General features: G+C 56.9%; 20 protein-coding genes and 1 tRNA gene. 11 read left to right on the forward strand and 10 right to left on the reverse strand.

Going from position 1 to position 25,356, the window contains the following annotated elements:
- Positions 1-121: 121 nt before the first annotated feature.
- The 6 genes from OHL20_RS12190 to OHL20_RS12215 all read right to left on the reverse strand — a co-directional run bounded on the left by OHL20_RS12190 (position 122) and on the right by OHL20_RS12215 (position 6,947).
- A complete protein-coding gene (locus OHL20_RS12190; RefSeq protein WP_263383448.1) occupies positions 122-2,698 on the reverse strand; it encodes a SpoIIE family protein phosphatase in 2,577 nt (858 codons plus the stop codon).
- 154 nt (positions 2,699-2,852) lie between these two features.
- Complete coding sequence (locus OHL20_RS12195; RefSeq protein ID WP_263383449.1) at positions 2,853-3,824, reverse strand: zinc-dependent alcohol dehydrogenase family protein; 972 nt, start codon at positions 3,822-3,824, stop codon at positions 2,853-2,855.
- A gap of 57 nt (positions 3,825-3,881) precedes the next feature.
- Complete coding sequence (locus OHL20_RS12200; RefSeq protein WP_263383450.1) at positions 3,882-4,655, reverse strand: haloacid dehalogenase type II; 774 nt, start codon at positions 4,653-4,655, stop codon at positions 3,882-3,884.
- A 50-nt stretch (positions 4,656-4,705) separates the two neighbouring features.
- Entirely contained in the window at positions 4,706-6,130 is a 1,425-nt protein-coding gene (locus OHL20_RS12205; protein WP_263383451.1) for an FAD-dependent oxidoreductase, read from the reverse strand.
- 14 nt (positions 6,131-6,144) lie between these two features.
- Positions 6,145-6,756, reverse strand: coding sequence for a protoglobin domain-containing protein (locus OHL20_RS12210; RefSeq protein ID WP_263383452.1), 612 nt, complete (start codon positions 6,754-6,756; stop codon positions 6,145-6,147).
- Between the two features lie 8 nt (positions 6,757-6,764).
- Positions 6,765-6,947, reverse strand: coding sequence for a hypothetical protein (locus tag OHL20_RS12215; protein WP_263383453.1), 183 nt, complete (start codon positions 6,945-6,947; stop codon positions 6,765-6,767).
- 439 nt (positions 6,948-7,386) lie between these two features.
- On the opposite strand from OHL20_RS12215, the gene OHL20_RS12220 reads away from it, so the two are divergent.
- Positions 7,387-8,703, forward strand: coding sequence for an alpha-L-fucosidase (locus OHL20_RS12220; RefSeq protein WP_263383454.1), 1,317 nt, complete (start codon positions 7,387-7,389; stop codon positions 8,701-8,703).
- A 295-nt stretch (positions 8,704-8,998) separates the two neighbouring features.
- Here OHL20_RS12220 and OHL20_RS12225 read toward each other — a convergent pair whose 3' ends face one another.
- Together OHL20_RS12225 and OHL20_RS12230 are read right to left on the reverse strand one after the other, a co-directional pair.
- On the reverse strand, positions 8,999-9,922 hold the full coding sequence (locus OHL20_RS12225; RefSeq protein WP_263383455.1) for an N-acetylglucosamine kinase: 924 nt from the start codon (positions 9,920-9,922) through the stop codon (positions 8,999-9,001).
- A gap of 6 nt (positions 9,923-9,928) precedes the next feature.
- Positions 9,929-11,065, reverse strand: a complete 1,137-nt coding sequence (locus tag OHL20_RS12230; RefSeq protein ID WP_263383456.1) for an SIS domain-containing protein — start codon at positions 11,063-11,065, stop codon at positions 9,929-9,931.
- Between the two features lie 76 nt (positions 11,066-11,141).
- Here OHL20_RS12230 and OHL20_RS12235 point away from each other — a divergent pair.
- The 4 genes from OHL20_RS12235 (at position 11,142) to OHL20_RS12250 (ending at position 13,614) form a co-directional block, all read left to right on the forward strand.
- A tRNA-Gly gene (locus OHL20_RS12235) sits at positions 11,142-11,216 on the forward strand.
- 579 nt (positions 11,217-11,795) lie between these two features.
- Entirely contained in the window at positions 11,796-12,527 is a 732-nt protein-coding gene (locus OHL20_RS12240) for an SDR family oxidoreductase (RefSeq protein ID WP_263383457.1), read from the forward strand.
- Positions 12,528-12,964: 437 nt separating this feature from the next.
- Positions 12,965-13,390: a hypothetical protein gene (locus OHL20_RS12245; RefSeq protein ID WP_263383458.1), complete on the forward strand. Its 426-nt coding sequence runs from the start codon at positions 12,965-12,967 to the stop codon at positions 13,388-13,390.
- Positions 13,390-13,614, forward strand: a complete 225-nt coding sequence (locus OHL20_RS12250; RefSeq protein WP_263383459.1) for a helix-turn-helix transcriptional regulator — start codon at positions 13,390-13,392, stop codon at positions 13,612-13,614. Before OHL20_RS12245 ends, OHL20_RS12250 begins: the two co-directional genes overlap by 1 nt.
- A gap of 27 nt (positions 13,615-13,641) precedes the next feature.
- On the opposite strand, the gene OHL20_RS12255 is transcribed toward OHL20_RS12250, so the two are convergent.
- Complete coding sequence (locus tag OHL20_RS12255) at positions 13,642-14,949, reverse strand: S41 family peptidase (protein ID WP_263383460.1); 1,308 nt, start codon at positions 14,947-14,949, stop codon at positions 13,642-13,644.
- Between the two features lie 240 nt (positions 14,950-15,189).
- On the opposite strand from OHL20_RS12255, the gene OHL20_RS12260 reads away from it, so the two are divergent.
- Genes OHL20_RS12260 through OHL20_RS12285 form a run of 6 tightly spaced genes read left to right on the forward strand, consistent with a single transcriptional unit; the run spans position 15,190 to position 23,301 of the window.
- Complete coding sequence (locus OHL20_RS12260) at positions 15,190-17,631, forward strand: glycoside hydrolase family 78 protein (RefSeq protein WP_263383461.1); 2,442 nt, start codon at positions 15,190-15,192, stop codon at positions 17,629-17,631.
- 40 nt (positions 17,632-17,671) lie between these two features.
- Complete coding sequence (locus OHL20_RS12265) at positions 17,672-18,988, forward strand: ABC transporter substrate-binding protein (protein WP_263383462.1); 1,317 nt, start codon at positions 17,672-17,674, stop codon at positions 18,986-18,988.
- Positions 18,989-19,011: 23 nt separating this feature from the next.
- A complete protein-coding gene (locus OHL20_RS12270) occupies positions 19,012-19,881 on the forward strand; it encodes a carbohydrate ABC transporter permease (protein WP_263383463.1) in 870 nt (289 codons plus the stop codon).
- Positions 19,882-19,883: 2 nt separating this feature from the next.
- On the forward strand, positions 19,884-20,708 hold the full coding sequence (locus tag OHL20_RS12275; protein WP_263383464.1) for a carbohydrate ABC transporter permease: 825 nt from the start codon (positions 19,884-19,886) through the stop codon (positions 20,706-20,708).
- Between the two features lie 11 nt (positions 20,709-20,719).
- A complete protein-coding gene (locus OHL20_RS12280) occupies positions 20,720-21,787 on the forward strand; it encodes an ABC transporter ATP-binding protein (protein ID WP_263383465.1) in 1,068 nt (355 codons plus the stop codon).
- A 26-nt stretch (positions 21,788-21,813) separates the two neighbouring features.
- A complete protein-coding gene (locus OHL20_RS12285) occupies positions 21,814-23,301 on the forward strand; it encodes a mannitol dehydrogenase family protein (protein WP_263383466.1) in 1,488 nt (495 codons plus the stop codon).
- A gap of 81 nt (positions 23,302-23,382) precedes the next feature.
- Here the strand turns inward: OHL20_RS12285 and OHL20_RS12290 are convergent, their stop codons facing one another.
- Positions 23,383-24,984: a S41 family peptidase gene (locus tag OHL20_RS12290; RefSeq protein ID WP_263383467.1), complete on the reverse strand. Its 1,602-nt coding sequence runs from the start codon at positions 24,982-24,984 to the stop codon at positions 23,383-23,385.
- Between the last annotated feature and the right edge of the window lie 372 nt (positions 24,985-25,356).

Here is a 25,356-nt window from a genome sequence, read left to right on the forward strand (position 1 = left end):
TGGTCAAAGGAGTCGAACCGCTATCGTTGGTGAAGGATTGCGCATTTCCGGCGACATGATGCCATCGAGAGCAGATTCCTTCCTGTTTGGCGCCTGTTCATTCCTTATTCGTATCTGAATCCTACGAAATCGAGCAGACGAGCAGCGTCATATCGTCGTGTTGTGGTGCGCCGCCTGTGAACATATCTGCGGTCCTGAAGATGCAGTCGAGCAGCGAGGACGCAGGTTTTGATTTGCCTGGCCTGCAAAGAAATTGCTGAGCGCAGGACATCATCCGCTTCTCGCCCCATTCCTCTTCGTCATGGGTCATTGCTTCTGAAATGCCATCAGTGTACGCAAACAAAGTATCCCCGACGCAGAGTTGAATCGTAACTTGCTGGTACTCTGCATCGGGCATCAAACCAATGACCATGCCAGTCGGCTCGAGAGCTATCGTGACATCTCCTCGCAAGAGGATCGGCGGATTATGCCCTGCATTCACATACGTCAGCAAGCGGGTCGCGGGGTCATACTCTGCGTAGAAGAAGGTTGCGTAGCGGCTATCGGTGGAAGAATCAAAGACAAGTCGGTTGACGCTCCGCATCAGCATGGTCAGGTCAGCAGAATCGCTCTCCGCCTGCAATGCAGCTATGCTGCGCAAGCTTGCTCGCAGGCTTGCCATCAGCAGCGCCGCCGAGATTCCCTTCCCTGAAATATCGCCGATGGCAATTGCCAGCCGAGGTTGCGCTTGGACTCTCGGGGGCAGCAGGAAGAAGTCGTAGTAGTCACCACCGACGGCTTGAGCTGGCCTACAGTGGCCTGCAAGATCGATTCCGGCCACATGAGGATAGACCTGAGGAAAGAGACGCTGCTGTACCTCTCGCGCGATCTCGATTTCGCGAGAGATACGTTCCCGCTGTGAGATCTCCACGGTCAGGTTTTCGAGAAGCTCAGCATTCTCGAGTGCCAGCCCCGTCTGCGACGCTACAGTTTGCAGGAGCTGCCGGTCGGTCCGCGAGTAAGGCTCTTCCGAACTCTTCGGACCGAGCGCCATGACCCCGATGAGACGGTTTCGGCCAGGGAGTGGAACAAGTAGCTCCGTCGAAAGGTCCGCAAGCGCAGAGCGCTCCTCATCTGTGGCGTCCACCAGCCAACTTGAGGGATCATCACGATAGACAATGGCAGGGCTCTTACTACGAGCCAACGCCGAAATCGTTGCCGAATTCGCAGTGAGTGACAGTGTCTTGCCGGGCGGCCTCGCGCAGCCCGTGGCAAGAGCGAGTTCAAACGTGTCGCCGACGCGTAAGAACACTGCGATTCGTTCAATATGCAGTGTGCTGCCGATGCGCGAGGAGATGGTGTCAATCAGCGGTCCTACCTCGGTAAAGCTACGGGCTTCATCGGAAAGTTCCGATAACAATTGCTCCGTGGAATACGCTTCGCGAAAGAATCGCCGATCGATTCTCTGCTGGAGTCGCTTTGAGAGTACGAAGCGAAAGCCCAGGAAGACCCCTGCAAGTGCGGCGATTCGCATCTGGTCCGCGGCGCGGTGCTGACCCGGCGAAGTGAAGTACCGATTTATGAAATAGGACATCCATGTGGCTAACAAGATGCTTACGACTAGAACTGTGTTGCGCGCAAAAAAATACTTCGTACCCTGGCGAATAAGAATCCGCACGTCCATGGCACGCTGCACGATGACTACATAGGCAAGAGTCAGAGGGAAAAGTACAAATACTGCAAGTGCTCCGCCATAGAGCCAGCGTGGAAAGGTTTCATCGATCTGCGAACCGTGAACGAGGGCGTACAGCAGGAGCAGTCCGATCGGTGTGTTTGCAACGGCAGACCCGAAGTAAAGCACCCGCAAGCGTCGCCTTGCATCCGGGTTTGTATTGAGTCCAATTTTGCGTGCAACAGACGCGAAGAAGGTGCCAATGGCAATGAAGATCAGAGTGGTCTCAGCCCAGGTGATGAGTCCGATCCACGAAGCCAGCCACGAGATTGCATGGAAGCTGAAGACGAAGCCAACACTAAACAGGAGGTCCAGTGGAAACAGCAGAAGAAGTGGACCCAAAATCAGCCACTTAATCCATGGCGCGCGCTTGTCCCAATCCGCTCTTTCTGGAAAATAGATTCCGAACAGCATGATGCAAATCGGGCCGGCGATGCTGATCACATCCGCCCAGACAGGGTTGATGTAGAGCGCTATTCCCGGCCAATAGACAGGCGGAAAGAATAACGAGGGAAAGTAAGCGAAGATGCCGAACAGCAACCATGCATTGCCGTTGCGCGGCTTTGCGATGACGACCCAACACCCCAGTGTAAGAAAACAGATTGGAAAGAGAATGCGCAGTAGAAGATCCTGCGTCACGATGTGAAACCACGTCAATCGATTCCCTGTGTCGGCTGCAACAAGTGAAAGTAGTGCAGTTCGAGGCATTCCGTCTTGCGCAAGATACCCTACGGTAAGCTGGTCACCTGGATGCCTGTTGCGAAGTTCCTCGATCAGCACCCGCATCCCGGTGAACGAGCGTCCGTTGACCGAGACCACGGGCGATCCCAAGGTTAGACCGGCTGATTTTGCTTCAGGGCTGAGGGTGACAACGCGATTCAGTTGAAGCCCGAAGTTAGCCGGGAATTGAACTATCGTTGTGCCATGAAAAACCTGTTCCCATGTAGCAGTTACACCATGAAACGTGTAGATCAGTGAAAGGAGCATGACGATCGTCAGCAGTGCGTATTGGATCCACGCCGACCTCGCTGATCGATCTAACTTCTGGACCTTGAACATGGGCGTTGAGGAATGGTAGCAGAGGGCAAAAATCAGATATCTATCGGTTTACCATGAGTTGCGGCGTTCAAAGTGCCGGGTATTAGAGCTCAAGAACCACCTTTCCTTTGCTGCCTCTGCCAACTGCGTCGTAAGCAGCAGCTATATCTTTTCCGAACCGCTGTTCGGCCAGCAGCGGCTTGAGTTGACCCTGCTCTGCGAACTTAGCTGATTGTTGGAGAATGTGTCCGTGATTAGCGCGACCGGAGCCTGATAAGAGCGGCAGCAGCGTGAATACGCCAGAGTATGTTGCTGCGCGAAACGACAGTGGTGCGAGCGCATGCGTTCCCCAGCCGAGACAACTGACGACGTGGCCGGTGTAACGTTTGACTGCGAGGAATGATGCATCGAGCACCGGACCACCGAGCGTGTCATATACGATGTCGAAACCTTCGCCACTCGTGTGCTCAGCAACATAGTCGTTTACCGATGCATTTCTGTCGATTGCGATTGCACCGAGCGCTTCAATAATGGAACGTTTGTCGTCGGACACAGTGGTAAATACTTTTGCTCCTCGCGCAAGAGCGATCTGCACTGCGGCGTAGCCTACGCCACCTGCGCCAGCATGGATGAGAACGTTTTGCCCGGCGTGAACGTTCGCGCGATCGATAAGACCTTCCCATGCGGTGATGGTGACAAGCGGCATGGCCGCCGATTGCTGCATAGTGAGTGTTTTCGGTTTAAGAGCAAGCGACATGGCATCAGCGACGACGAACTCCGCGAGTGTTCCTTGCAAACCTCCAACACCACCAACCATGCCGAAGACTTCGTCGCCGGGCTGAAAACCAGTAACGGCGTCACCGACTTCGGCCACCACGCCAGCCATATCGAGACCGAGCACGGCTGGAAGTGGCTGCCTGGCATGGCCGCCTTCGCCGGCGCGAATCTTTATATCGAGCGGGTTGACGCCGCTTGCGAGAATCTTCACCAGCACCTGACCGCTAGACGGCTGCGGCGTTGGGACCTTTACTTCGCGAAAGGCGCTGTTCGGGCTCTCTACAACATATGTCTTCATGTCTTCCTCTGTGTCGGCTCTTGCAAGGTCGCAGTCTCTGGCCTGCGTTTAGTTTCTTTATAAAGAATCGATGAAGTCCGGCAGAGGCAATAGATCATGACCGGTCGAATCGGCTACAGCGCCGAGTTGTTCGGGTGGCGTATCGAGTCTGTTGACCCAGTACGTCGGATAGCCGAACGCTTTTGCGCCTGCAGCGTCCCAGCCGCCGAACGCGACGAAAGCAATCTGATGCTTCTGCAAGTGAAAGGCCTGTATGGCCATATTGTATGTGTTGGGCTCAGGCTTAAATGCCTGTACCCGATCGGTGCTGAGTTGAAACTCAAACACCTTTTCGAGACTGGAACCTCTGACGCAGGATTGCATCATTGAAACCGTCATATTCGAAAGGAGCGCCAGACGAAGGCCGCGCTTCTGAAGCATTACGATCGCATCAGCCACGTCGGGCCATGGCTTCAATTGCAGGAAAGCAGACATCAGTTGCTTGTTCTGTTCGTAATCCATACTTACCTTAGTTTGTTTCGACGCATAGTTGAGCGAGTCCTGCGTGACTTGCCAAAAGTTCACATACCGATGCATGGAGTTGCGCAGCCACGTGTATTCAAATTGTCGTGTGCGCCAATTGTTGCTTAGCTCCGACCCGCGGCCTGGGAAGAGTTGCTCTGCGAGCTGGAATACAGAACGGGAATCGAAGATTGCGAATGCATCGAATGCGACTGCCTTGATTGCCGAACGGTTCTGCGCCCGCAGGAAGCCAGGCGCGATTGCTGAGGTCGCCACCATTGCTGCAATGCTGAGGAACTGACGCCTGTTTGTCGCCGTTCGTGGGCCCATAGTATTGTTTCTCCTCTCTCACGTCTTTCCTCAGCGTTCATCCTGACAGGCTATTTGGCAGCAACGGTCGTCGGCATAGAAGAAAACAAGACGATCAGGCCTTCCATCAATGTGGGGTGCGTGAGAATGGCATCGCGCAAGGCCGTGTATGGCAGGTGGCCGATCATTGCGATCTGAACGGCAGACATGATCTCGCCTCCATCAACTCCAAAGACGGTAAAGCCGAGTATGCCGTCGTCCTCGGCTACCAGAGCCTTCATGAATCCGCGGGTTTCCGACAGGGTGCGTGTGCGAAGATCTGCGGCCATCGGGATTTTGAACAGGCGATAGGCGATGTTCTTTTTCTTTGCTTCTGTCTCACTCAGTCCGATGTGCGCCACTTCTGGATCGGTGAACAAGGCGAAGGGAACCTGTCTGCCGGTGGTGACGCGGTTACCACCGGCAAAGTTATCGCGGAGAATGCGGAAGTCGTCAAAGGCAATGTGGGTGAACTGCGGGCTGCCGGCGACTTCGCCATTCGCCCATACTCCCGGAGCTGTGGTTTCAAGCTTCTCGTTTACCTTGATGTGCCCGCTGGCAGTGAGTTCGACTCCTGCAAGCTCCAAGCCAATGCCATCGGTATTCGGAGTACGCCCTGTAGCGACGAGAATGTGGGTTGCTTCGATGGCTTTTGTTTGTCCGTCCTGCTTGTACGTGATGGTGACGGATTGACCCGATACACCAGAGACGCCTTCAACGGTCGCATTGAGCACAAGATCGACGCCTTCCTCACGAAAGAGCGTTTCAAGTCCGGCACTGACGTCCGGGTCTTCACGATGCAGCAGGTTTGCGTTTCGTTCGAGTATGGAGACTTTACTACCAAGGCGGCGCATGGCCTGTGCGAATTCAAGGCCGATGTACCCGCCGCCCAAAATAAGCAGATGCTGAGGGAGCGTATCGAGCTCGAGTGCTTCAACGTGCGTGAGAGGGTTGGCTGTAGCAAGGCCGGGAATATCTTCTACGGATGCTCGCGTGCCAGTACCAATGACGACCTTCTTGCCGTGCAACTGACGCCTGGTACCGTCCGGCAAGTCTACCTGCAGCAGTTGTGGGCCGATGAAGTAGCCTTGGCCAAGAATCAGCTCGACACCGGTAGTTTCGTAAACGCGAACGTGAATGTCGACGAGTTCTTTGACCATTTTGCGCTTGCGACCTGTAACGGCTGCCATGTCGATGGTGTAGCCCTTGCTTGCAATGCCGAATTCGGCGGCTCGCGCGAAGTACGACGCAACCTTGGCGCTATGGATAATGTTCTTGCTGGGAAGACAGGCGATGTTGGGGCAGGAACCGCCAATCCACTTGCGTTCGACCATGGCCACGCGTTGACCCTGCCTGGCAAGTGTCCAGGCGAGGAACTTCGATCCTTCGCCGCTGCCGATGACCACGAGGTCGTACTCTTCCGGAGTGACGTTCGATCCTGTGACTGTAGGTGTCATGCTTCCTCCTGTAATTACCATTCGTTGCTTGTCTTCGCGAGATCCATGTAGGGTTTGGTCCAGAGAGCGATTTGCATTTGGAGCGACCGCGTCCAGGCGAGGTGCATGCCCGCAACATCGTCATCGCTGTGACCTTTGCTGGCGAGGTAGGGCTTGATGGTGTCGATGAGGACAGCGGTGAACGCCACGACATCTCGGAACGGAACATGTGGGGTTGATGCTACCCCGTCTGATTGATTCTTCTTGACGCTCGTGTGCCGCAGCGCGATTTCCTGCTGATAGTTCAGCCAATCCCGATCGTAGGGTCGAAGGCACGTGTCCAGGATCCATTGCTCGAAGCGAAGGTTGCTTTTGGTAAGGTACTCGGGGTTGGGTTCGCCTTCCGGCGTGCGCGAGTGGCGCGCAAGATTCGGAATGCTGGCGATAATACCGCTGCGCCAGTGAGCGACAATTTGCTTTGTTTGTCCATCGAGGACTTCGCCGGCGAGGCGAAGGTAACGCTCGTCCTCGTCGGTAAAACCTACGGAGACCTTTAGAGCCTGCAACTCATCGAGTGACACGGGAGAGGTTTCTACAACAGGCGTTCCGTAGGTGTACGCGGGAATCTGATCGGCAACCTTCTTCATGGCAGCTCCTAAACAAAATCCTGGACGTGTTCTTTATACTCGAAGTTACTCAAATGATCGGAAAGCTGCTTCGTCGTACCGATCTTGAGTTCGATATGAATAAGCGATCTCTTTTTTCTCGCTTCTCCTAGATCTTCCATAACCGCGGCGTCATATGCATATGCCAACATTTTGCTTTTGGTCTTGGCCATAGATGTATGCTACTAACGACCTCGACTCACCTTGAGAGCTGCAGCCAGGTAGGCGCCGCTCAATAGAGTTGAATGTCGTCGCCTGCAGACACCTCAATTAGCCGCGACGAAGCCACCGAGAACAGATCTCCTTCTGTTCGGCTCCTGTTCATTTCCTGTTCGCATATCTCATTAGTTAAGCCGTAAACTCAGCGATCTGAACAACTTCAGTGCCGCGAGCTTTGCGATTCAACTTAGAATTGCTTGAAATCTCTATAAACATCCCTGTTAGCAGGTGATTCGGCCAGAGACGAGTTCGCTCCAGACTGCATCCACCACCAGAACCTCCAAAAAAACTTCGGCAGTGTAATTTGTTCCGATGCCGCCTACCGCGTACAACTGGAGAATCTGCAATTTCCAGGGAGTGTGTGTGAGATCAGGTTCGATATGCCGTTTAGCGATGGTGCTGTCTTTGATTGCCGGGGCATCGCTCTGCCAGGGGCAGAACTTTTCAGAGGTGAAGCCGTCACCGCAGACGTCCGAGTGGCAGGACCTTGAGTTCGGGGTCATCATCCACTTTGGGACGAACACGTTTCTCGATCGGGAGTGGGGCGATGGGACCGCTGATCCGAAGGTCTTCAACCCGACACAGGCCGACCCGGAGCAGTGGGTAAAGGCGGCGAAGGCGGCTGGTGCAAAGTACGTGGTCATGGTCGCCAAGCACCATGACGGATTTGCTCTTTGGCCGACGGGGCAGACGGATTACAGCATCAAGAACAGCCCGTGGAAGGGCGGCAAGGGCGACCTGATCCGCGAAACGTCGGACGCCGCAAAGAAGTATGGCCTGGGCTTTGGCGTGTACCTCTCGCCGTGGGATCGGCACGATCCGCGTTATAGCGATGCGGCTGCGTACGACAAGTATTACCTGGCGCTCCTGGATGAGCTTTCTTCCAACTACGGCAACCTGACGGAGTTCTGGCTGGATGGCGCGGGAAGCGGCGGCCACGTCTATGACTTCAAAAAGATTATCGAAGAGCTGCGGGTGAGCCAGCCGAATGTGCAGGTGTTCGCAGATACGGCGCTCTTTGAGTACGGCGATATCCGGTGGGTAGGGAATGAGGCGGGCACGATCCCGTTCCAGAATTGGAATGTGATCGATCGGCACGGCTATCTGCGATGGCGGCCGGTGGAGGTGGACACGCCGCTGCACAAGCTGCATTGGTTCTGGCATCCGAATGACGAGGCTACGCTGAAGAGCGTCGATGAGTTGGTGAAGACGTATGAGGAGTCGGTCGGGCGCGGCGGTCAGTTGATGCTGGGACTTGCGCCAGATAGCCGCGGACTGCTGCCGGACGCGGATGTGCGTCGGCTGGCTGAGTTCGGTGATGCGGTGCGCAAGATGCATGCGAACGATCTGGCGAAGCAACATTTGACGCTCGATGCGAATGCGAAGAATGCGTTTGACGACGATCCGGATACCTTCTGGTCGGCGCCCGCGGGGTCCCATGCGTCGACGCTTGAGGTGGCGTTTGCGAAGCCGGTGACGTTCGATCGTGCGGAGACGATGGAGTGGCTGAACGATGGTCAGCATGTGCAGGAGTATGCCATTGACGCCATGGAAGGCGGGACGTGGAAGACCGTTGCGCGGAGCTATGCGATAGGTCACAAGAAGGTTGATTCGTTTCCAGCGGTGACGGCTACGAAGGTGCGGCTCCGGATCATTGCCAGTTCGAGTGAGGCGCATATTCGAGAGTTGCGGTTGTACCGGACGCCTTAGCCGTGAGCTTTGTGGTTGTGGAGAGGAAGGCTTAACACGGATCAGTGCGGATGAACGGATAAGGACGGATGATGCAGTTCCTTTTGGGAAGGAGAACTAGAACGCAAGGGCAACCGCAGGTCCTTCGACTTCACTCAGGATGACAGTGTTTTGGGGTGGGGAAGGAGGGCCTGACACGGATCAGTGCGGATGAGGCCGATTAGTGCAGACGCAGGTTCCCTTCGGGAATGACAATTAGAAAACAAGAGCAGAAACAAGAACAAAAGATCGAGCTAGAGGGTGCGGGCTTGTCTGATTAAGGCGTTTGGCGGTGGGTGCGGGCGCGCCATAGGGCACCGGCGATGGGGTCGACTACGCCTGGCAGGGCGATGAGTGTGGGGAACTCCTGGTGGAGGGCGTCGACAAGGGCTTCCCGGACCGGTGCTACCTTTTCGAGGATGCTTCCGGCGAAGGCTACCGATGGTACCCAGTCCTTATCGTGCGAGGCGCTTTGGAGGCGCTTCGCGATCAGGCCGGCCAGGTAAGCGAGGTCGACGCCCTCCTTGCGCAGTACGGCCAGCGCGATTGGGTCGCCCTGCTCTGCGCAGGCAAGGACAATCTCTGCGAGGCGGGAGAAGTCGGGTGCGGGGATGCTGTTTGCGTACTCGATGAGAAGTTCGAGCGAGCCGATCTGCCAGAAGTCCATGATGGCGGTTCGGAGCAGGGTAGGACGACCTTCGTCCATGGCGAGAAAGGCAGCGCGAACACCCTCGTGGCCGATCCGATGGCCGGAGCCTTGATCGGCGATGGCCGGACCCCAGCCCCCGGCGGTGGTGAGTCGGCCATCCTGATAACGGCCGGCGACGTTTGAGCCTGTGCCAGCGAGGACGAGAACGCCGGGTCCGCCCTGGAAGGCGGCATCGAGCGCGATTTCGACGTCGCCGAGGAGCAGGAGCTCGCCGGAAATCTTCGCTTTGAAGGCTGAGTTAAGCCAGTCGGTGACGAGCGGTACGCTTTCGCCTGCTGTGCCGATGCAGGTGCGGGTGATGGCATCCATCGACACGCCGGAGAGCAAGGTGAGGCTGTCGAGCGCGTTATCGAGGTTGCGCTGGACGGTGGCTGCGTCGGCGCGCATCCGCTTGATGGTGCCGGTGCGTACGCGGGCGAGTTCGGTGGTCTCGTCGGCCAGCAGGAAGTCAGCCTTGGTGCCGCCGGCGTCGACGGCTAGAAAAAATGCCATGCTCGGCTACTCCTGGACGACGGCCTTGACGAGGTTGCGGGGATGGTCGACGTCGATGCCGTTGTTGATGGCCATGAAGTAGGCAAACATCTGGAGCGGAACGATTTCGCTGATGACGAGCACGGCCTCGGGCGCGGGGAGGACCGGGATGGTATGGGTGGCGAGTGAGGCAACGGTTTCGTCTCCATCATTGGCGACGGCGAGGATGTTTGCGCCCTGCTCGCGCATATCGCGCATGAGCTGGACGATCTTCTCGTAGCGCTGCACGGAGTCGGGGTCGTTGTGGTCGACCGTGGCGATCATGACGAGGGGTGTGCCTTCACCGACGAGCGCATTGGGGCCGTGCTTCAGCTCGCCGCTGGGATAGCCCTCGGCGTGGAGGTAGGCGGATTCCTTGAGCTTCAACGCGCCTTCCCGGGCGATGGGGTAGTGGACGCCGCGGCCCAGAAAGAGGAAGCTTTGGGCGTCGCCATATGCGGCGGCGATGTCGCGGACGGTCGTCTCCCAAGCGGCGAGCTGCGCCGCGATGGTGTCGGGTACTGTCGCAAGCTCCTGCAGTCGCAGGGCGATCGCTTCAGGCTCGAGTGAATCCTGCGACTCCGCGGCCATGAGGGCGAGCAGGTTCAATACGAGGAGCTGCGCGGTAAAGCTCTTGGTTGCCGGGATAGCCCGCTCGCGTCCAGCCTCCGTAGGGAAGGATGCGGTGGCCTCGCGTGCCATGGTGGAGGCGGCGACGTTGGTGACGGCGAGGGTTGCGTGACCGGCGGCGTTCGCCTTGCGGAGTGCGGCAAGGGTGTCGGCGGTCTCGCCGGATTGCGAGACGACGAGGATGGCCGCGTTTTTAAGCGCCTTCTCGTTGCGGTAGCAGTACTCGCTGGCGTACTCAACGTCGACGGCGATCCCGCTGAGATCCTCGATCAACAGCTCGGCGACCATGCCAGCGTGGCGGCTGGAGCCGCTGGCCGTGATGACAATCTCGCCCCTGGTTGCAGCGAGCCAGGTCTGGATGGGAGCGCAGATTTCGGGGTGAAAGCGGCCACCGGCGACGAAGCGGTCGAAGGTAGCGGCGAGGGTGGCGGGCTGCTCGTGGATCTCGCGAAGCATCCAGTGCGCGAAGGGGCTTGGTGTCGGGGTCTCTGGCATATCGTTCAACCATGATGATACCGTCTGTTTGGTCTTGTCAGGGCTGGTCTAAGCTTTGATACACTACGGGAGTCGCGCGGGAGTAGTTCAGTGGCAGAACGCCACCTTCCCAAGGTGGATGTCGCCGGTTCGATCCCGGTCTCCCGCTCCAAAGAATCAAGTGTTTGGTGGCTTTTGAGCAAGATTCGAGGGCACTTAGAAGGCAAACCAACGACAGTACCAGATTGAAGGGCACTATAGAGAAGAGGCACCTACCCTGTGTGCTTCTTCTTCGCCTATATGGCAATGCAAATTGCTACAGGGCGCGCACTCCTGAACAACTCTGTGAAATGAGTGAGTGGCTGATGCTTTGCAGGCCTGGCTCCTTGATGCCAGATGTCGACAGTGAGTCTGGAGTCAGAGCGCCTCGGCAATTCCTGCGCTACTTTTTAGTGATTCATGCTTCTCTGTCAAGAGGCTAGACGTACGAAACGATGCTTATTCTGCACTCTGCTACAACCAAAGCACACTGAGAATTCGATAGCTGGACCGCTCGCATTTCGATGTCCTACTGTGCACAAGGTGGGCGCTTGCTGAGGTATTGAGAGGTAGAGATGGAACACCTCTATCTCGTCCATGAATGGATCAGCGCGCCTTCTTTATGGACAACTCTCTGGTTTCTTTCGAGACTCAGAATCCTCCTCTTCCCGCCTGCGTCTAAATCCTGAGAATCAAGATGAAGGAGTTACACATGGCGAAGGTTGTTCTGATCACAGGTGCAAATAAAGGCATTGGTTTTGAAGTAGCCCGTCAACTTGGACGCTCCGGATTTATCGTTCTACTTGGCGCACGCGACGCCTCACGTGGCGAAGCAGCCGCGGCAAAGCTTCGTGCTGAGGGCTCTGACGTTCGCCCTGTGATTGCAGACCTTGATCGTGCGGGTGAGACAGCTACTGCACTGGCGGGGCAGATCCAGAAGGAGTTCGGTCACCTTGACGTTCTTATCAACAACGCGGGTGCTTTCGATCTCACTGGCGGCGACGGCCCGGCAAGCACCGTGTCCATCGACGCGTTGAAGCGCACCTTCGCCACCAACTTCTTTGGCACCGTCGAGTTTACGCAGCCTCTTCTGATGTTGCTTCGCGCCGCCGAAAGCGCACGCATCGTTAACGTCTCCAGCGGCCTCGGTTCCGTCGGGCTCAACAGCGATGCGACTTCACCCTTCTACGCCGTCAAACCTCTCGGCTATAACGCGTCTAAAGCCGCGCTGAATATGTTCACCGCAAACCTCGCATGGGAGTTGCGTGACACGAAGATAAAAGTCAACTCCATCTGCCCCGGCTTTACCGCAACAGACCTCAACGGCAACACCGGCACCCAGACCATCGAAGAGGGCGCGATCGCCATCGTTCGCTTTGCGCAACAGCCCGACGACAGCCCGACTGGCGGCTTTTTCCATAAAGATGGCACCTACCCGTGGTAGCGCGGCTTGACGGTATGTCCACCCGAGGGGACAGGCGCGGCAGCATCGAATATGAGTTGAATAATTGGCACAGCAGTCTAGCGGCGGCTTGGGAATGTTTCTCGATTCGACTCGTGGCATGATCGAGCGGGCAATGTAGCCACTCAAGCTACGGTTCCCGCGGAGTTTGCTTTGAGGCAAGCTCGAGGGTTGATCTGCTTTAGCAAAAAATCCCCACACCTCCGTATTAAAGAACCTGGGGAGTGAGCGAGGTAGAAAGGATACTTTCCTGGAGGTTAGGAGAGGGGGACCAGGTCTGTATCCCTATGCCAGACGGAAGGTCGATGAGGCCGTGGCGATCCGCGTGACAAATGCTCGTTTTGTCAAATATATTTGACATCAGTTCGAGAAACATCTACATTTCTTCATGTCAAAAATTTCTTACATGGAGTTGAGCGATGTCAACACTTTCGTATCAAGAAAAACTGCTCTACGGCACACTCGCCGCAGATCTGCTCGTCTACATTCCGTACCTTATCTATGTGATGCACCACGCGACAACGCTCACGCATATCGTGGGAACGATCATCCTGCTGGTCGTTGCGCAGATCGTCCTGCAATCCGTGATCGCCATTGCTTCACGCAGCCGCATTACAGACGAGCGTGATCGGCAGATTGCAGGGCTTGGCTATCGCAATGCGTACTTCGCGCTTGTGAGTATGATTCTCGTCGGAATGGGTATGCTCTGGGTCCATACCGTGAAGGGCCTGATCAGCCCGAACCACATGGGGCTGCATTTCTTGAACGTGTTTCTGGGAATGGTCGTGATCTCTGAACTCATCAAGATCGTGACGCAGCTTGTGGGCTATCGGAGGTTGATCTAGTGGGGGGCATTCGGAATAAGGTTCGCGAACTCCGTGGCGCATGTGAGATGACGCAGCAGCAACTCGCGGACCGGATCGACCTGACGCGGCAGACCGTCATTGCTATTGAGGGCGACAAGTACTCGCCCTCCCTGGAGACAGCGTTTCGCATCGCTGGTGTATTTGGAGTGCCGCTGGAGCAGGTCTTCCAATACCAGGATGACAGCAAGAAGTCCCGCAAGTGATTGCGGCCGCTGTCTTACGCACTTCGATCAAAGCGTGGGCCACTCGAAGAGAAAGAGCTTGCCGGCTTCGGCGGAATCAAGTTTGAGTTCATTGAGTTCGGCGGCTCGGGCGAGGACGGGATCCCTGGCAGAGGCGAGATCTGCTGCGGTGGGGAGAAGGATCTGATCGGGTGTGACGCCGCTGTTTTCAAGGCTCCGACCGTCCGACATGAGGATGTTGGCCGATGTAATGGAGAAGCCGTAGTAGGTGCGGTAGTCGCCACCGACGGATTCGTTGAACGTGCGAGCCTCCATGACGGCGCCGGCAGAACGATCCCCAAGTACCTTGCCTCGTTTCTCAAGCTGCATGACACGTGCAAACAGTTCGGCAGCAGAGGCAGAATTGCGATCAACCAGGACAGTTACGTTGCCGTTGTAAAACGGTGCGTGAGGCTTGACGACCTCGGCCTTGCTTTCCTTGCGCGAGACAATGTCGCCAAGCTTGATTTCGTGGTCAAAGAAATGACTGAGCATCTCTTTCAGCGTATCGACGTAGCCACCGGAGTTGCCGCGTAGATCGATAATCAGGTTCTTATGTTTCTGAGCCTTGCTGAAGATCCGGTTCAGATCAGTCGGGTCAACTTCGAAGCTGGGCATGCGCCAGACGAGCGTGTCGCCGGATTCGAGATACCGGGAACGACTGAGATGGTCATCCTCTTCGCCCTGGCGTACTAACTTCCAATACTCGCCGCCGTCCTGCAGATCTGTAATCAATTTTCCGGTGCGGAGTGTGGCGGCCACAGTCTCCTTGCGCAGGTCGCCGTTGGGGCTGAGAAGGTCGAGAGTTTCACTGGGGGCAGGGGAGAGCACCTGGATGAAGTACTCCATATCGTGGAAGTCTGACGGGGTGACTTTGAAGTTGTTGAGGGCGAGGACCTGATCCCCGACGTGGAGTTTTGTGGCGGCATCGGTGCCGGGACGTATGCGGGTGACGAAGCACTTCTCGCCGATGATCTCCAGGGAAAATCCAGGCGTGGATCGATTGGCTCGGAGCGGTGGGCTGAAGAACGTGTGTGAGTCGTGGAGGTTAAGCAAGAAGGCGGCGATGACGCGGAAGGTTTCATTGACAGACTGCGATGCGTTTAGTCGAGTGTCGAAGGCCTGGTAGGTCTTCTCCAGATCCACTGCGTGGAAGGTGGTGTCATAGTAGTTCTTCCGTACTTCGTCATTGGCTTGCCGGAGGATGAGATGAGCGCGCTGGAGGTCAAAGGAGTCGAGCTTCTTGGGTGGAGCCGACTGCTGGGCAGAGAGGGGTGCCAGCAACATAATTGCCAGGCAGAATCGCATCAAGTACATCAGGAAGCCTCATTTGGGATCTTTTTCGGATTGCCCGCAAGTATACCTCAGGCCTGGGGGCCGAATTTCGAAGAGCCTACGCTTGTTCGAAGTGAATGCAAGACGATTCTGGGGGGAGGCAGCTATAACCCATCCACGGATGGATCGCAGATACAGCTTCCAAGCGAGCTGGCAGCCCGCGTTCGGGCGCATCGGAATGTTCTTGTTGTTCTCAGTCAGATCTCTTGAAAGGTCACATATTTGACAACGATCCTTGTGCCTACTGTAATGCTCCACATGCGCCAGGCCCTCACTCTGCTTCTTAGCGCAATTGCAGCTTGTTCGATAGCCGCTCAAGGGCAGACTACGTCTCCGCACAGCTTTACAGCGCAGTGGATTACCGCTGACGGGGCTCCTGCGCACGATCCCGCTGTTCTGCGTTTGCGCAAGGAACTAGTTCTCACCCAGGTTCCTGCTCACTTTATCGTCCACGTCTCGGCCGACAATCAGTTCCTGCTTTTCGTTAATGGCAAGCGAATCGGCACGGGGCCATCGATCGGCGACGTCCAACACTGGCGCTATGAGACCTACGATCTCGCACCTGTACTGCACGTCGGCAGCAATCTTCTAGCCGCTACAGTCTGGAATCTCGGTGATCTCGCACCCATTCGCCAGATCAGTTCACAGCTTGGCTTCGTGCTCGACCCTGACTCGCCTGCTGAGGCCGCCGCTGCTACCAATACCTCATGGCTGGCCCTTCGCGATCCTGGCTTCACCTTCCTGCCCAACCACTATGATCTTGGCAAAGCCTACTACGTCGCCTCTGCTGCAGAGAGGCTTGACGCGCATGCCCTGGACTGGAGTTGGAGCGATCCCGCGATACCTGCTTCTGCATCGTCGTGGCGACCCGCCGTCTCGCTTAGGCGAGCAGCCCTTCGAGGTGTCGACATCGGAGATAACTATTGGCTGCTCATCTCCGATCAACTTCCCACGATGGAGTATGCCCCTGACTCCGCCGGTCGCCTTGTCCGCTCCTCAGGCACGTTGGGCTCATCACAGTTTCCCGCAGCGCCCATCGAGATCGCCGCCAACACTCATGCCACCCTGCTGCTTGATCACGAAACACTGACCACGGCGTTTCCGTCGCTGACTGTGTCGGGCGGCAACGGTTCGCACGTCAGGATGAGGTATGCCGAGGCTCTGGTTGATGACAAGGGCGAGAAGGGCAATAGGAATCAGATTGAAGGGAAGCACCTAATCGGCATCTCTGACGAACTGTTGCCGGATGGGGCATCTGGAAGAACCTTTACTCCGCTCGACTGGCGCACCTGGCGCTATCTTGAAATTGACGTTCAGACAGCGGACCAACCGCTGCATCTCGACAGTTTCACGGCGGCCTTCACCGCATTCCCCTTCGAGCACCGGGCAACATTCGCGAGCGATGATCCTAGCCTTACGGATATCTGGGACGTCGGTTGGCGTACTGCCCGCCTCTGCGCCCATGACGCCTACATGGACACTCCCTATTGGGAACGTCTCCAGTATGTCGGGGATACAAGGATCCAGGCTCTCATCTCCTACACCAATGCTGGAGACGACCGGCTCGCACGGCAGGCTATCGAAGCCTTTCACGACTCTCTTCTGCCCGAAGGCATCACGCAGAGCCGCTATCCTTCGCGACACCTCCAGGTAATCCAGAACTTCTCTCTCCTGTGGATCGGTATGGTTCACGACTTCTGGTACTACCGTAATGATCCAGCCTTCGTTCGTAAGCAGATCCCTGCCATCCGAAGCGAGCTGAGTTATTTCCGCCAACGCCTCAGTCCGGATGGTCTGCCAGCGCTCAAAGACTGGTGGCTCTTTGTCGACTGGGCGACCGGCTTTCGCGGCGGCGACTCTCCTTCGACCGCTGACGGTGTAAGCGCCGCCGGCAGCCTCTTCTACCTTGAGGCGCTGCGCAACGCGGCGGACCTGGAACGGACGCTGGGGGACGCCGCTTTAGGGCAGGAGGACGCCGCGGAAGCTGGCCGCGTCCAGAAGACCATCTACGATCGCTTCTGGTCGCCGACCGAGCAGCTCATTGCCGACACGTCCGAGAAGCAGCACTTCAGCCAACAGGCAAATGCGCTGGCTGTCTGGCTCGATGTCGTTCCCCGTCCTCAACAAGCGGATGTCATTACGAGAATCTACTCGGCGACGGACCCGGCCTTCCATGCCAGTCGTCCGCTCCCGAAGGAGATGTCTCCTGCCTCAAGCTACTTTCGTTTCTACCTGACCCGCGCGCTGGTGCACGCCGGACTTGGCAATCGCTATCTGGAGACTGTAGGTCCCTGGCGAACCATGCTGAGCAACGGACTGACGACCTGGGCCGAGCAGCCCGAACCCACACGGTCCGATTCGCATGCGTGGAGCGCTCACCCCAATATCGATCTCCTCACAACGGTCGCCGGGATTACGCCGGCAACACCCGATTTTGCATCGGTCGACATTACGCCGGGGCTTGGCCCGCTGCACCATCTGGAGGTCGCCTATCCCTCGCCGCGCGGAGAGATCTCAGCCGTGTACACGGTAACCGCAGGCAGGGTCACAGCGGAGATAAAGCTTCCTGCAGGGCTTACAGGGGCATTGCACTGGAACGGGCAGACGCTCACTCTCAAGCCGGGTAGCAACCATTTTGATCTGCCCATTCAGCACGCATCCTAGTAGGTACCAGCAGAACACTAATGGCAGTTCCGGAAAGTCTGTGGTTCTAGAAAAATTGATCACCGCGTTCACTTTGATTCTTCTGGCCGGGTCTCAACTTTGTGCCCAGACGACCATCACGATCGCCACCGTTAATAACGGCGACATGATCGTCATGCAGCGGCTTGCAAAGCAGTTTGAGCAGCAGCATCCCGATATCCATCTTGACTGGGTCATCCTCGAAGAGAAGATCCTTCGCGAGAAAACGACGACCGATGCCGCTGCCCATGGAGGCCAGTTCGATGTTGTCACGATCGGTCCCCTGGAGGCACCGATCTGGGGCAGGCGCGGCTGGCTTCTACCGCTCGAAGGTAAGCTGTCGCCGGGCTATGATCTCAACGATCTTCTCAAGCCTATCCGCGACGGCGCATCCGACTCAGGCCACCTTTATGCGCTTCCGTTTTACGCTGAGAGTTCTCTGACCTATTACCGCAAAGATCTTTTTCGTCGGGCCGGTCTGACGATGCCTGCCCAACCCACTTACGAGGATATCGCCCGATTCGCGCGCACTCTCAACGACCCTGTCCACGATCTTTCCGGCATCTGTCTCCGCGGTAAGCCGGGCTGGGGTGAGAATATGGCCTACATCTCTACCGTCGCCAACACCTTCGGTGGACGTTGGTTCGACGAGGCGTGGCGGCCGCAGTTTGACTCGCCCGAGTGGCACACCGCCGTCTCGTTCTACATTAATCTTCTGCAGAAATACGGGCCGCCCGGCAGCAGTTCCAACGGCTTCAACGAGTCCCTTACCCTGTTTGAGAACGGTCGATGCGCCATGTGGATCGACGCCACCGTAGCGGCGGGTACGCTCTCCGATGCAAGACAATCAAAGGTCGCCTCTACCGTGGGATTTGCGCCCGCACCGATCGGTGTCACTCCGCACGGCTCGCAGTGGCTCTGGTTCTGGGCGCTGGGTGTACCCTCGTCTTCGAAGCACTCCGAAGCCGCTCTCAAGTTCATCGAGTGGGCTACCTCCAAGGAGTACATTCAGCTCGTCGCGCAGACGAACGGATGGGCAGCCATTCCGCCGGGCACCCGCGAATCGACCTATCAGCTGCCGCAGTATCTCGCGAGTGCGCCATTCGCCGAACTAACGTATCACTCCATTATGGCTGCCGATCCACTTCACCCGACCGAGAAGCCGGTGCCGTATACCGGGATCCAATGCATCGTGATTCCTTCGTTCCCGACGATTGGCAATCAGGTCGGACAACTGATAGCGGCCGCCCTGGTCGGCAGTATGTCCGTCGATGAGGCTCTCCACAAAGCACAGCTTGCCACGGAGCGAGTTGAACGCCATACCGGACTTCTTCACTAATGATCACCACACGTGAACGTACGATGTCCCGCCGAGAGACACTTTCAAGATCAGCGCTGAAGCTGCCCGCCATCGTCTCGCTCTTCATCTGGTCGGTGATTCCGCTCCTGATGACGCTGTGGTTTTCGTTCCGACGTTACAACCTGATGGAGCCGGATCGTACCGGCTTCGATGGCTTTGGCAACTATCGCTATCTCCTCAGCGATCCGAGCCTGGCGATGGCCATCGGTAATACCGTGCTGCTTGTCGCCTCGGTTCTCGTCATCACCGTCGGCCTCGGTACCCTGCTTGCCGTGCTCTACGATCAGGTGTTCTTTGGTCGGGGTATCGCTCGCGTTCTCGTTCTTGCTCCCTTCTTTATCATGCCGACGGTGAGCGCACTTATCTGGAAGAACATGATGATGCATCCTGACTACGGCTTTATCGCCTTCCTGATGCGGTCTGTGGGTCTGAAGCCGATTGACTGGTTTGCCGTTGCGCCGCTCACCTCTATCATCATCATCGTCTCCTGGCAGTGGCTTCCGTTTGCTGTGCTTACGCTCCTTACGTCGGTACAGTCGCTCGATTCCGAACGCAAGGAGGCCGCGCGTATGGATGGCGCTGGACCTGTCGCCATCTTCCGTTACATCCTTCTTCCTCATCTTGGCCGAGCCATCTCCGCGACTGTCATGATCGAGACTATTTTTCTGCTTGGTATCTTTGCTGAGATTTACGTCACGACTTCGGGAGGTCCGGGCTTCGCGTCAACGAATCTCTCGTTCCTGATCTATCGCTATGCACTACTCGAATACGATGTGGGCGGCGCCTCTGTTGCTGGTCTTGTTGCCATCGTCCTTGCCAATATTCTCGCGTTCTTCCTCATGCGCTCGTTCGCAAGAAATCTGGATCTTTAGCCATGCTCTCAAAGAAATTACGATGGAAGCTCCTGATGACTGCGCTTGGCTGGGCGGTGGCTCTCGTTATCGCCTTCCCTGTCTGCTGGCTCGTCCTCACCAGCTTCAAGAGCGAGACCGAGGCTATTTCGCGGATCCCCCATCTTTTCTTTCATGCAACGCTCGAAAGCTACATCGTCGTCCAGGAGCGCACCACCTATTTTCACTTTGCCTGGAACAGCGTTGTTGTTGCCATCGGTTCAACGATACTCGCGCTGGCCGCAGCGATCCCCTGCTCCTACGCGATGGCCTTCATGCCGACGAAACGCACCCGCGACACCCTGCTCTGGATGCTTTCCACCAAGATGATGCCCTCTGTTGGAGTGCTCGTCCCCATCTATCTCATCTACCGCGAGACTGACCTGCTCGACACCCGGACTGGTCTGCTTCTTATTAACGCGCTTCTGAACCTGCCGATTGTGGTCTGGATGCTTTACACGTTCTTCAAGGAAGTCCCGCGGGAGGTACTCGAGGCCGCACGCATGGACGGCGCAAGTCCTCTGCGAGAGCTATATGATCTGCTGCTTCCTCTTGCCATGCCGGGCATCGTCTCTACGAGCCTTCTGGCCATCATCCTCGCGTGGAACGAAGCCTTCTGGAGCCTCACTCTTACTGCCGCCAAGGCGGCCCCGCTTACCGCGTTTATCGCTTCATTCTCAAGCCCGGAAGGTCTCTTCTACTCAAAACTTTCGGCGGCCTCTACCATGGCGATTGCTCCTATCGTTATTCTTGGGTGGCTGAGTCAAAAGCAGCTGGTCCGTGGTCTTACTTTCGGTGCGGTTAAATAGGAGCGACTCAAGTGGCGACCGTACAGCTGAACCAGATTCGGAAGGTCTTCGACTCGACAGAGATCATCAAGGGCATCGATCTCACGATCCATGATCGCGAGTTGACCGTTTTCGTCGGCCCGTCAGGCTGCGGAAAATCTACGCTTCTGCGCCTCATCGCGGGCCTCGAGGAGATTACCTCCGGCGAACTCCTCATTGATGGTCAGCGCGTCAATGACGTGCCCGCTGCGCGTCGTGGTCTCGCCCTGGTCTTCCAAAGCTACGCACTCTACCCGCACATGAGCGTTGAAGAGAATATGTCGTTCTCGCTCAAGCTTGGGGGCGTTTCCAAGGTAGAGCGTAAGAGAAAGGTGCTTGAAGCGGCGCGCATCCTCAATCTTGAAACCTATCTCGATCGTAAGCCGAAGGAACTGTCCGGCGGACAGCGGCAGCGCGTCGCCATTGGCCGCGCGATCGTTCGCAACCCACGTGTCTTTCTTTTCGACGAACCGCTCTCCAACCTGGACGCCGCGCTCCGCGTTCGCATGCGCCTCGAGCTTACCAAGCTCCACCATCAACTTGGTGCCACCATGATCTACGTCACCCACGATCAGGTCGAAGCGATGACCATGGCCGACCGGATCGTGGTCCTTCGCGCCGGCATCATTGAGCAGGTAGGCACACCGATGGACCTGTATCACTACCCGCGCAACCTTTTTGTCGCTGGCTTCATCGGCTCGCCTCGTATGAATTTTCTGGAAGCGACCGTTCAGGCCGATTCCAAGCTCCTGCTCTCCGACAACGTGAGCCTTCCCATTTCACAACTCCTTCAACCCGACGCCAAGGTGACTATCGGTATCCGCCCCGAGCACCTCATCTTAACCACCTTCTCGGAGTCAAGCATTCCCGCGAAGGTCCAGATCGTTGAACACCTTGGCAGTGAGAGCTACGTCCATCTCCAAACTACGGGAGGCGAGCTACTCGTCCTTCGTGTCAACGGCGAGACTGCCGTCCGGCCCGACGACCAGGTCCATCTCAACCTCGATCCCAAGTTCGTCCATCTCTTCGACAGCGCCGGTAACACAATGCTGTCCAACTAAGGCAACACGTACACCCCGAGAACACCATGCCTGAACTATCTATCAAACTTACTACCGCAAACCTTTCACGCCTGAGTGCAGAGGTTCAAACTCCTGCCTACGACCGCCGCGAACTCATTCCGCACACCATCCACATCGGTGTAGGTGGCTTTCATCGGGCTCACCAGGCACTCTATCTCGACGATCTGCTCGCCATGAAGGACACCGAGCGCTGGGGCGAATGCGGGCTCGGCGTCCTGAAGAGTGACGACCGCATGCGCGATGTGCTCGCCTCACAGGACCATCTCTATACCCTCGTCGAACGCAGCGCCGACACACAGTCCGCCCGCGTGATCGGCTCCCTCGTCGACTACATCTACGCCCCGGAAGCTCGCGAAGCCGCTATAGAAAAGATGTCCGCAGTCGAGACCCGCATCGTCTCGCTCACGATTACTGAAGGCGGCTACTTTATCGATGAGGGCACGGGAGGCTTCCTTGTTAACCATCCCGCGATCCAGCATGATCTGCAGAATCCCACTGAGCCTAAGTCCTCGATCGGCCTTATCGCCGAGGCGCTTGACCGGCGCCGCGTGCGAGGTCTTGCGCCCTTCACGGTCATGTCCTGTGACAACCTTCAGGGTAATGGTCATGTGATCAGCAAGGTCCTAAGCGCTTACGCCAGTCTGAGCAATCCAGCACTCGAAGCCTGGATTACTGCTAACGTAGCTTTCCCGAACAGCATGGTCGACCGCATAACGCCTGCGACCACTCCGGCTGATATTGAATGGGTCGGCAGTCGCTTCGGTATCGATGATGCGTGGCCGGTCGTCACCGAGCCCTTCCTCCAGTGGGTCATTGAAGACACCTTCTCAAACGGTCGCCCACAGTGGGAGCGCGTTGGTGCCCAGTTCACCACCGACGTCGCTTCCTACGAGATCATGAAGATGCGTCTTCTCAACGGCAGCCATCTTGCCATGGCTTATCTCGGTGCGCTCGCCGGCTACACCTACGTGCAGGACATCATGGCCGATCCGCTCTTCGTGACCTTTATTGAGCGCTTTATGGAAGAGGTTACGCCCGTCGTCCCGATCATTCCGAACACCTCGATTTCTGGTTACAAGAAGTCTCTTATCGAACGCTTCTCGAATCCTACGATCAACGATCAGGTCACGCGCATCTGCTCCGAGGGCTCTGCGAAGATACCCAAATGGCTTCTTCCGTCGATACAGGAGTTGCTTGATCGCGACCTGAGTGTCGATCTACTTAGCCTCGTCGTCGCGAGTTGGATCTTCTACTTTGGCGAGGGCGTCGATCAATCCGGAAAGCCGCTGGACATCGTCGATGTACGGGCAGATGAACTGACCCGCATCGCTCAACCTGCTGGAACAAATCCATTACCGATGCTGGCTGTTCAATCCATCTTCGGGGAACGGCTGTTTGCAAACGAGACGTTCCGGCAAAAGACTGCTGAGGCTTTGAGGATGCTTTCGAACGAAGGTGTGACCGCTACGATCAAAAGGTACCTGGCTCCGTAGGCGTTACCGCCGGTTAAATGGATGAGGCCGGCAAGAGCACAGATTGCTCTTGCCGGCCTCTGTTCTGATGAGCGCAACGACTTATTTCAAGCTTGCGGTTTTGATGTTGCTCTTGGAGGAATGGTCCTCGAGGGCCTGGGCTTCGGGAATGTAGGTGACGGCCTTGCTAATCTCAGGATCCCAATCGGCGCGAACCTTGAGTCCTTCGAGCTGGCCGAATTGTGAGGTGAACAGGTCGCTTTTGATGCTGGTCTTGATCCAGTCCGAGACGCCGGCTACATCTGCGTCGGTGAACTCTACGTCCTTCGACTTCACAAAGTCCTTGAACTGCGAGAGGACTGCGTCGTCGACCTGGAAGTCTCGGGTGACGGTGTGGTTGGCCAGGTAGTGCTTGCTGAAGTTGAAGAAGATGTAGTGTTGGAGCAGTTCGTCCTGAAAGTGATTGGACTTCGGGGTGTCGATCTTCTCGTCGGGGGTGATGCCGCCGCCGCCGTACACTGTGCGACCTGAGTCGGTAAGCTTGACCTCGCGGTTGGCACCCTTCTCGACACCCTCGCGGACATAGTAGTAGTCGTACAGGGAGATATTGCTGTAGTTGCGCTGGATAAGACGGCCTGACGGCGTGTAGTAGTGATAGGTGGTCAGGGCGAGGCCGGTGTTCTCGGAGACCTGGAAGACGGTCTGGACGAGCCCTTTGCCGAAGGTCGTCTCACCGACGATCAAGGCGCGGTCATGATCCTGCAGAGCGCCGGAGACGATCTCGGCTGCAGAGGCGGTGTTGCGGTTTACCAGGACGACGATCGGGTACTTCGTGTCAGAGCCATGGGAGGCGCGGTAGACCTGGTCGGGGAAGGCACGGCCCTTCTGCGAGACGACAATCTGACCCTTTTGGAGGAACTTGTCCGACATGTTGACGGCTTCATTCAGCAGACCGCCGGGGTTGCCGCGCAGGTCGATCACAAGGCCCTTGATGTCGCCGAACTTGTCGAGCGCATCGCCAACTTCGCGGCTGGTGGTCTCCATGAAGTTGGTGACGTGGATGTAGCCGATACCCGGGCGGACCATGAAGGCGAGGTCGACGGAGTAGCGCGGAATTTCATCGCGTAGCAGGTCGAAGACCAGGGGCTTGGACGAGCCTTCACGCTCTACGGCGACGGCAACGTGTGTTCCCTTGGGTCCCTTTAGCATGGTGGCGACGGCCAGAGAATCGAGGTTGTCCGTAGTCTTGCCGTCGACCGAAAGAATGATGTCGCCCGGCTTGATGCCTGCCTTGTAAGAGGGCGTTCCTTCGAACGGGGCAACGACAACGATCCGCAGGACGCTGCCGATATTCTGCGGCTGGATCTGCATGCCGACGCCGTAATATTTGCCGTGTTGATCCTCGCGCATCTGGGCGAAGGCCTTTGGATCGTAGAAGTTAGAGTGCGGATCGAGGACATGGAGCATGCCGGGGATGGCCCCGTCGTAGATGGCTTTGTCGGTCTTGTCGCCGTTCAGCTTCTCGGCGTAATTTTGCTCGACGATCGAATAGACGCCCGTAAAGGAGTGCAGAGAGTCGCGGAGCGTCGACTCGTCCGAGGCGGACTGTGCGGCGACCTTCTGGCTGATGACCGAGCCGAGAATGGCGCACGTTGCGAGAAAGACGGTGGCGGAAAAGAGTGCGCGGCGTGTGCGTGGAGCCATCGGCTTAGGGACCTCGGAGTAAAAAGACAGCGCGTGCGGACGCGTCCTGCTTTGGACGGAGTATACACCGGCAGGTGAGCATGCATGCGAGTTTGGCGGTAGAAATGAGGGTGGAACCCTGCTCCATCGACCTGCTGGTGCAGGCTCTTTGTGCCCTCTCAGCGCAGTCAACAGCGTTATAGTTGGTTTTAGGCTTGTAGAGGTGCTGTTTCTGCCAAATGCGCATGGGGAGCAGCGCGCGAGGGTATCAAGATGTCGACCGTACAAAAGCTAGCTGCAATGCAGGCGTTCACGGACTCGGTGACGCTGCCTCTTTTGTGTGTTGTGCTTGCGGTTGTTGTCTTTTGCTTTTACCGCATTATGAAGAACTAG

It is taken from the genome of Granulicella arctica, assembly GCF_025685605.1.
GTDB classification, from domain to species: Bacteria; Acidobacteriota; Terriglobia; order Terriglobales; family Acidobacteriaceae; genus Edaphobacter; species Edaphobacter arcticus.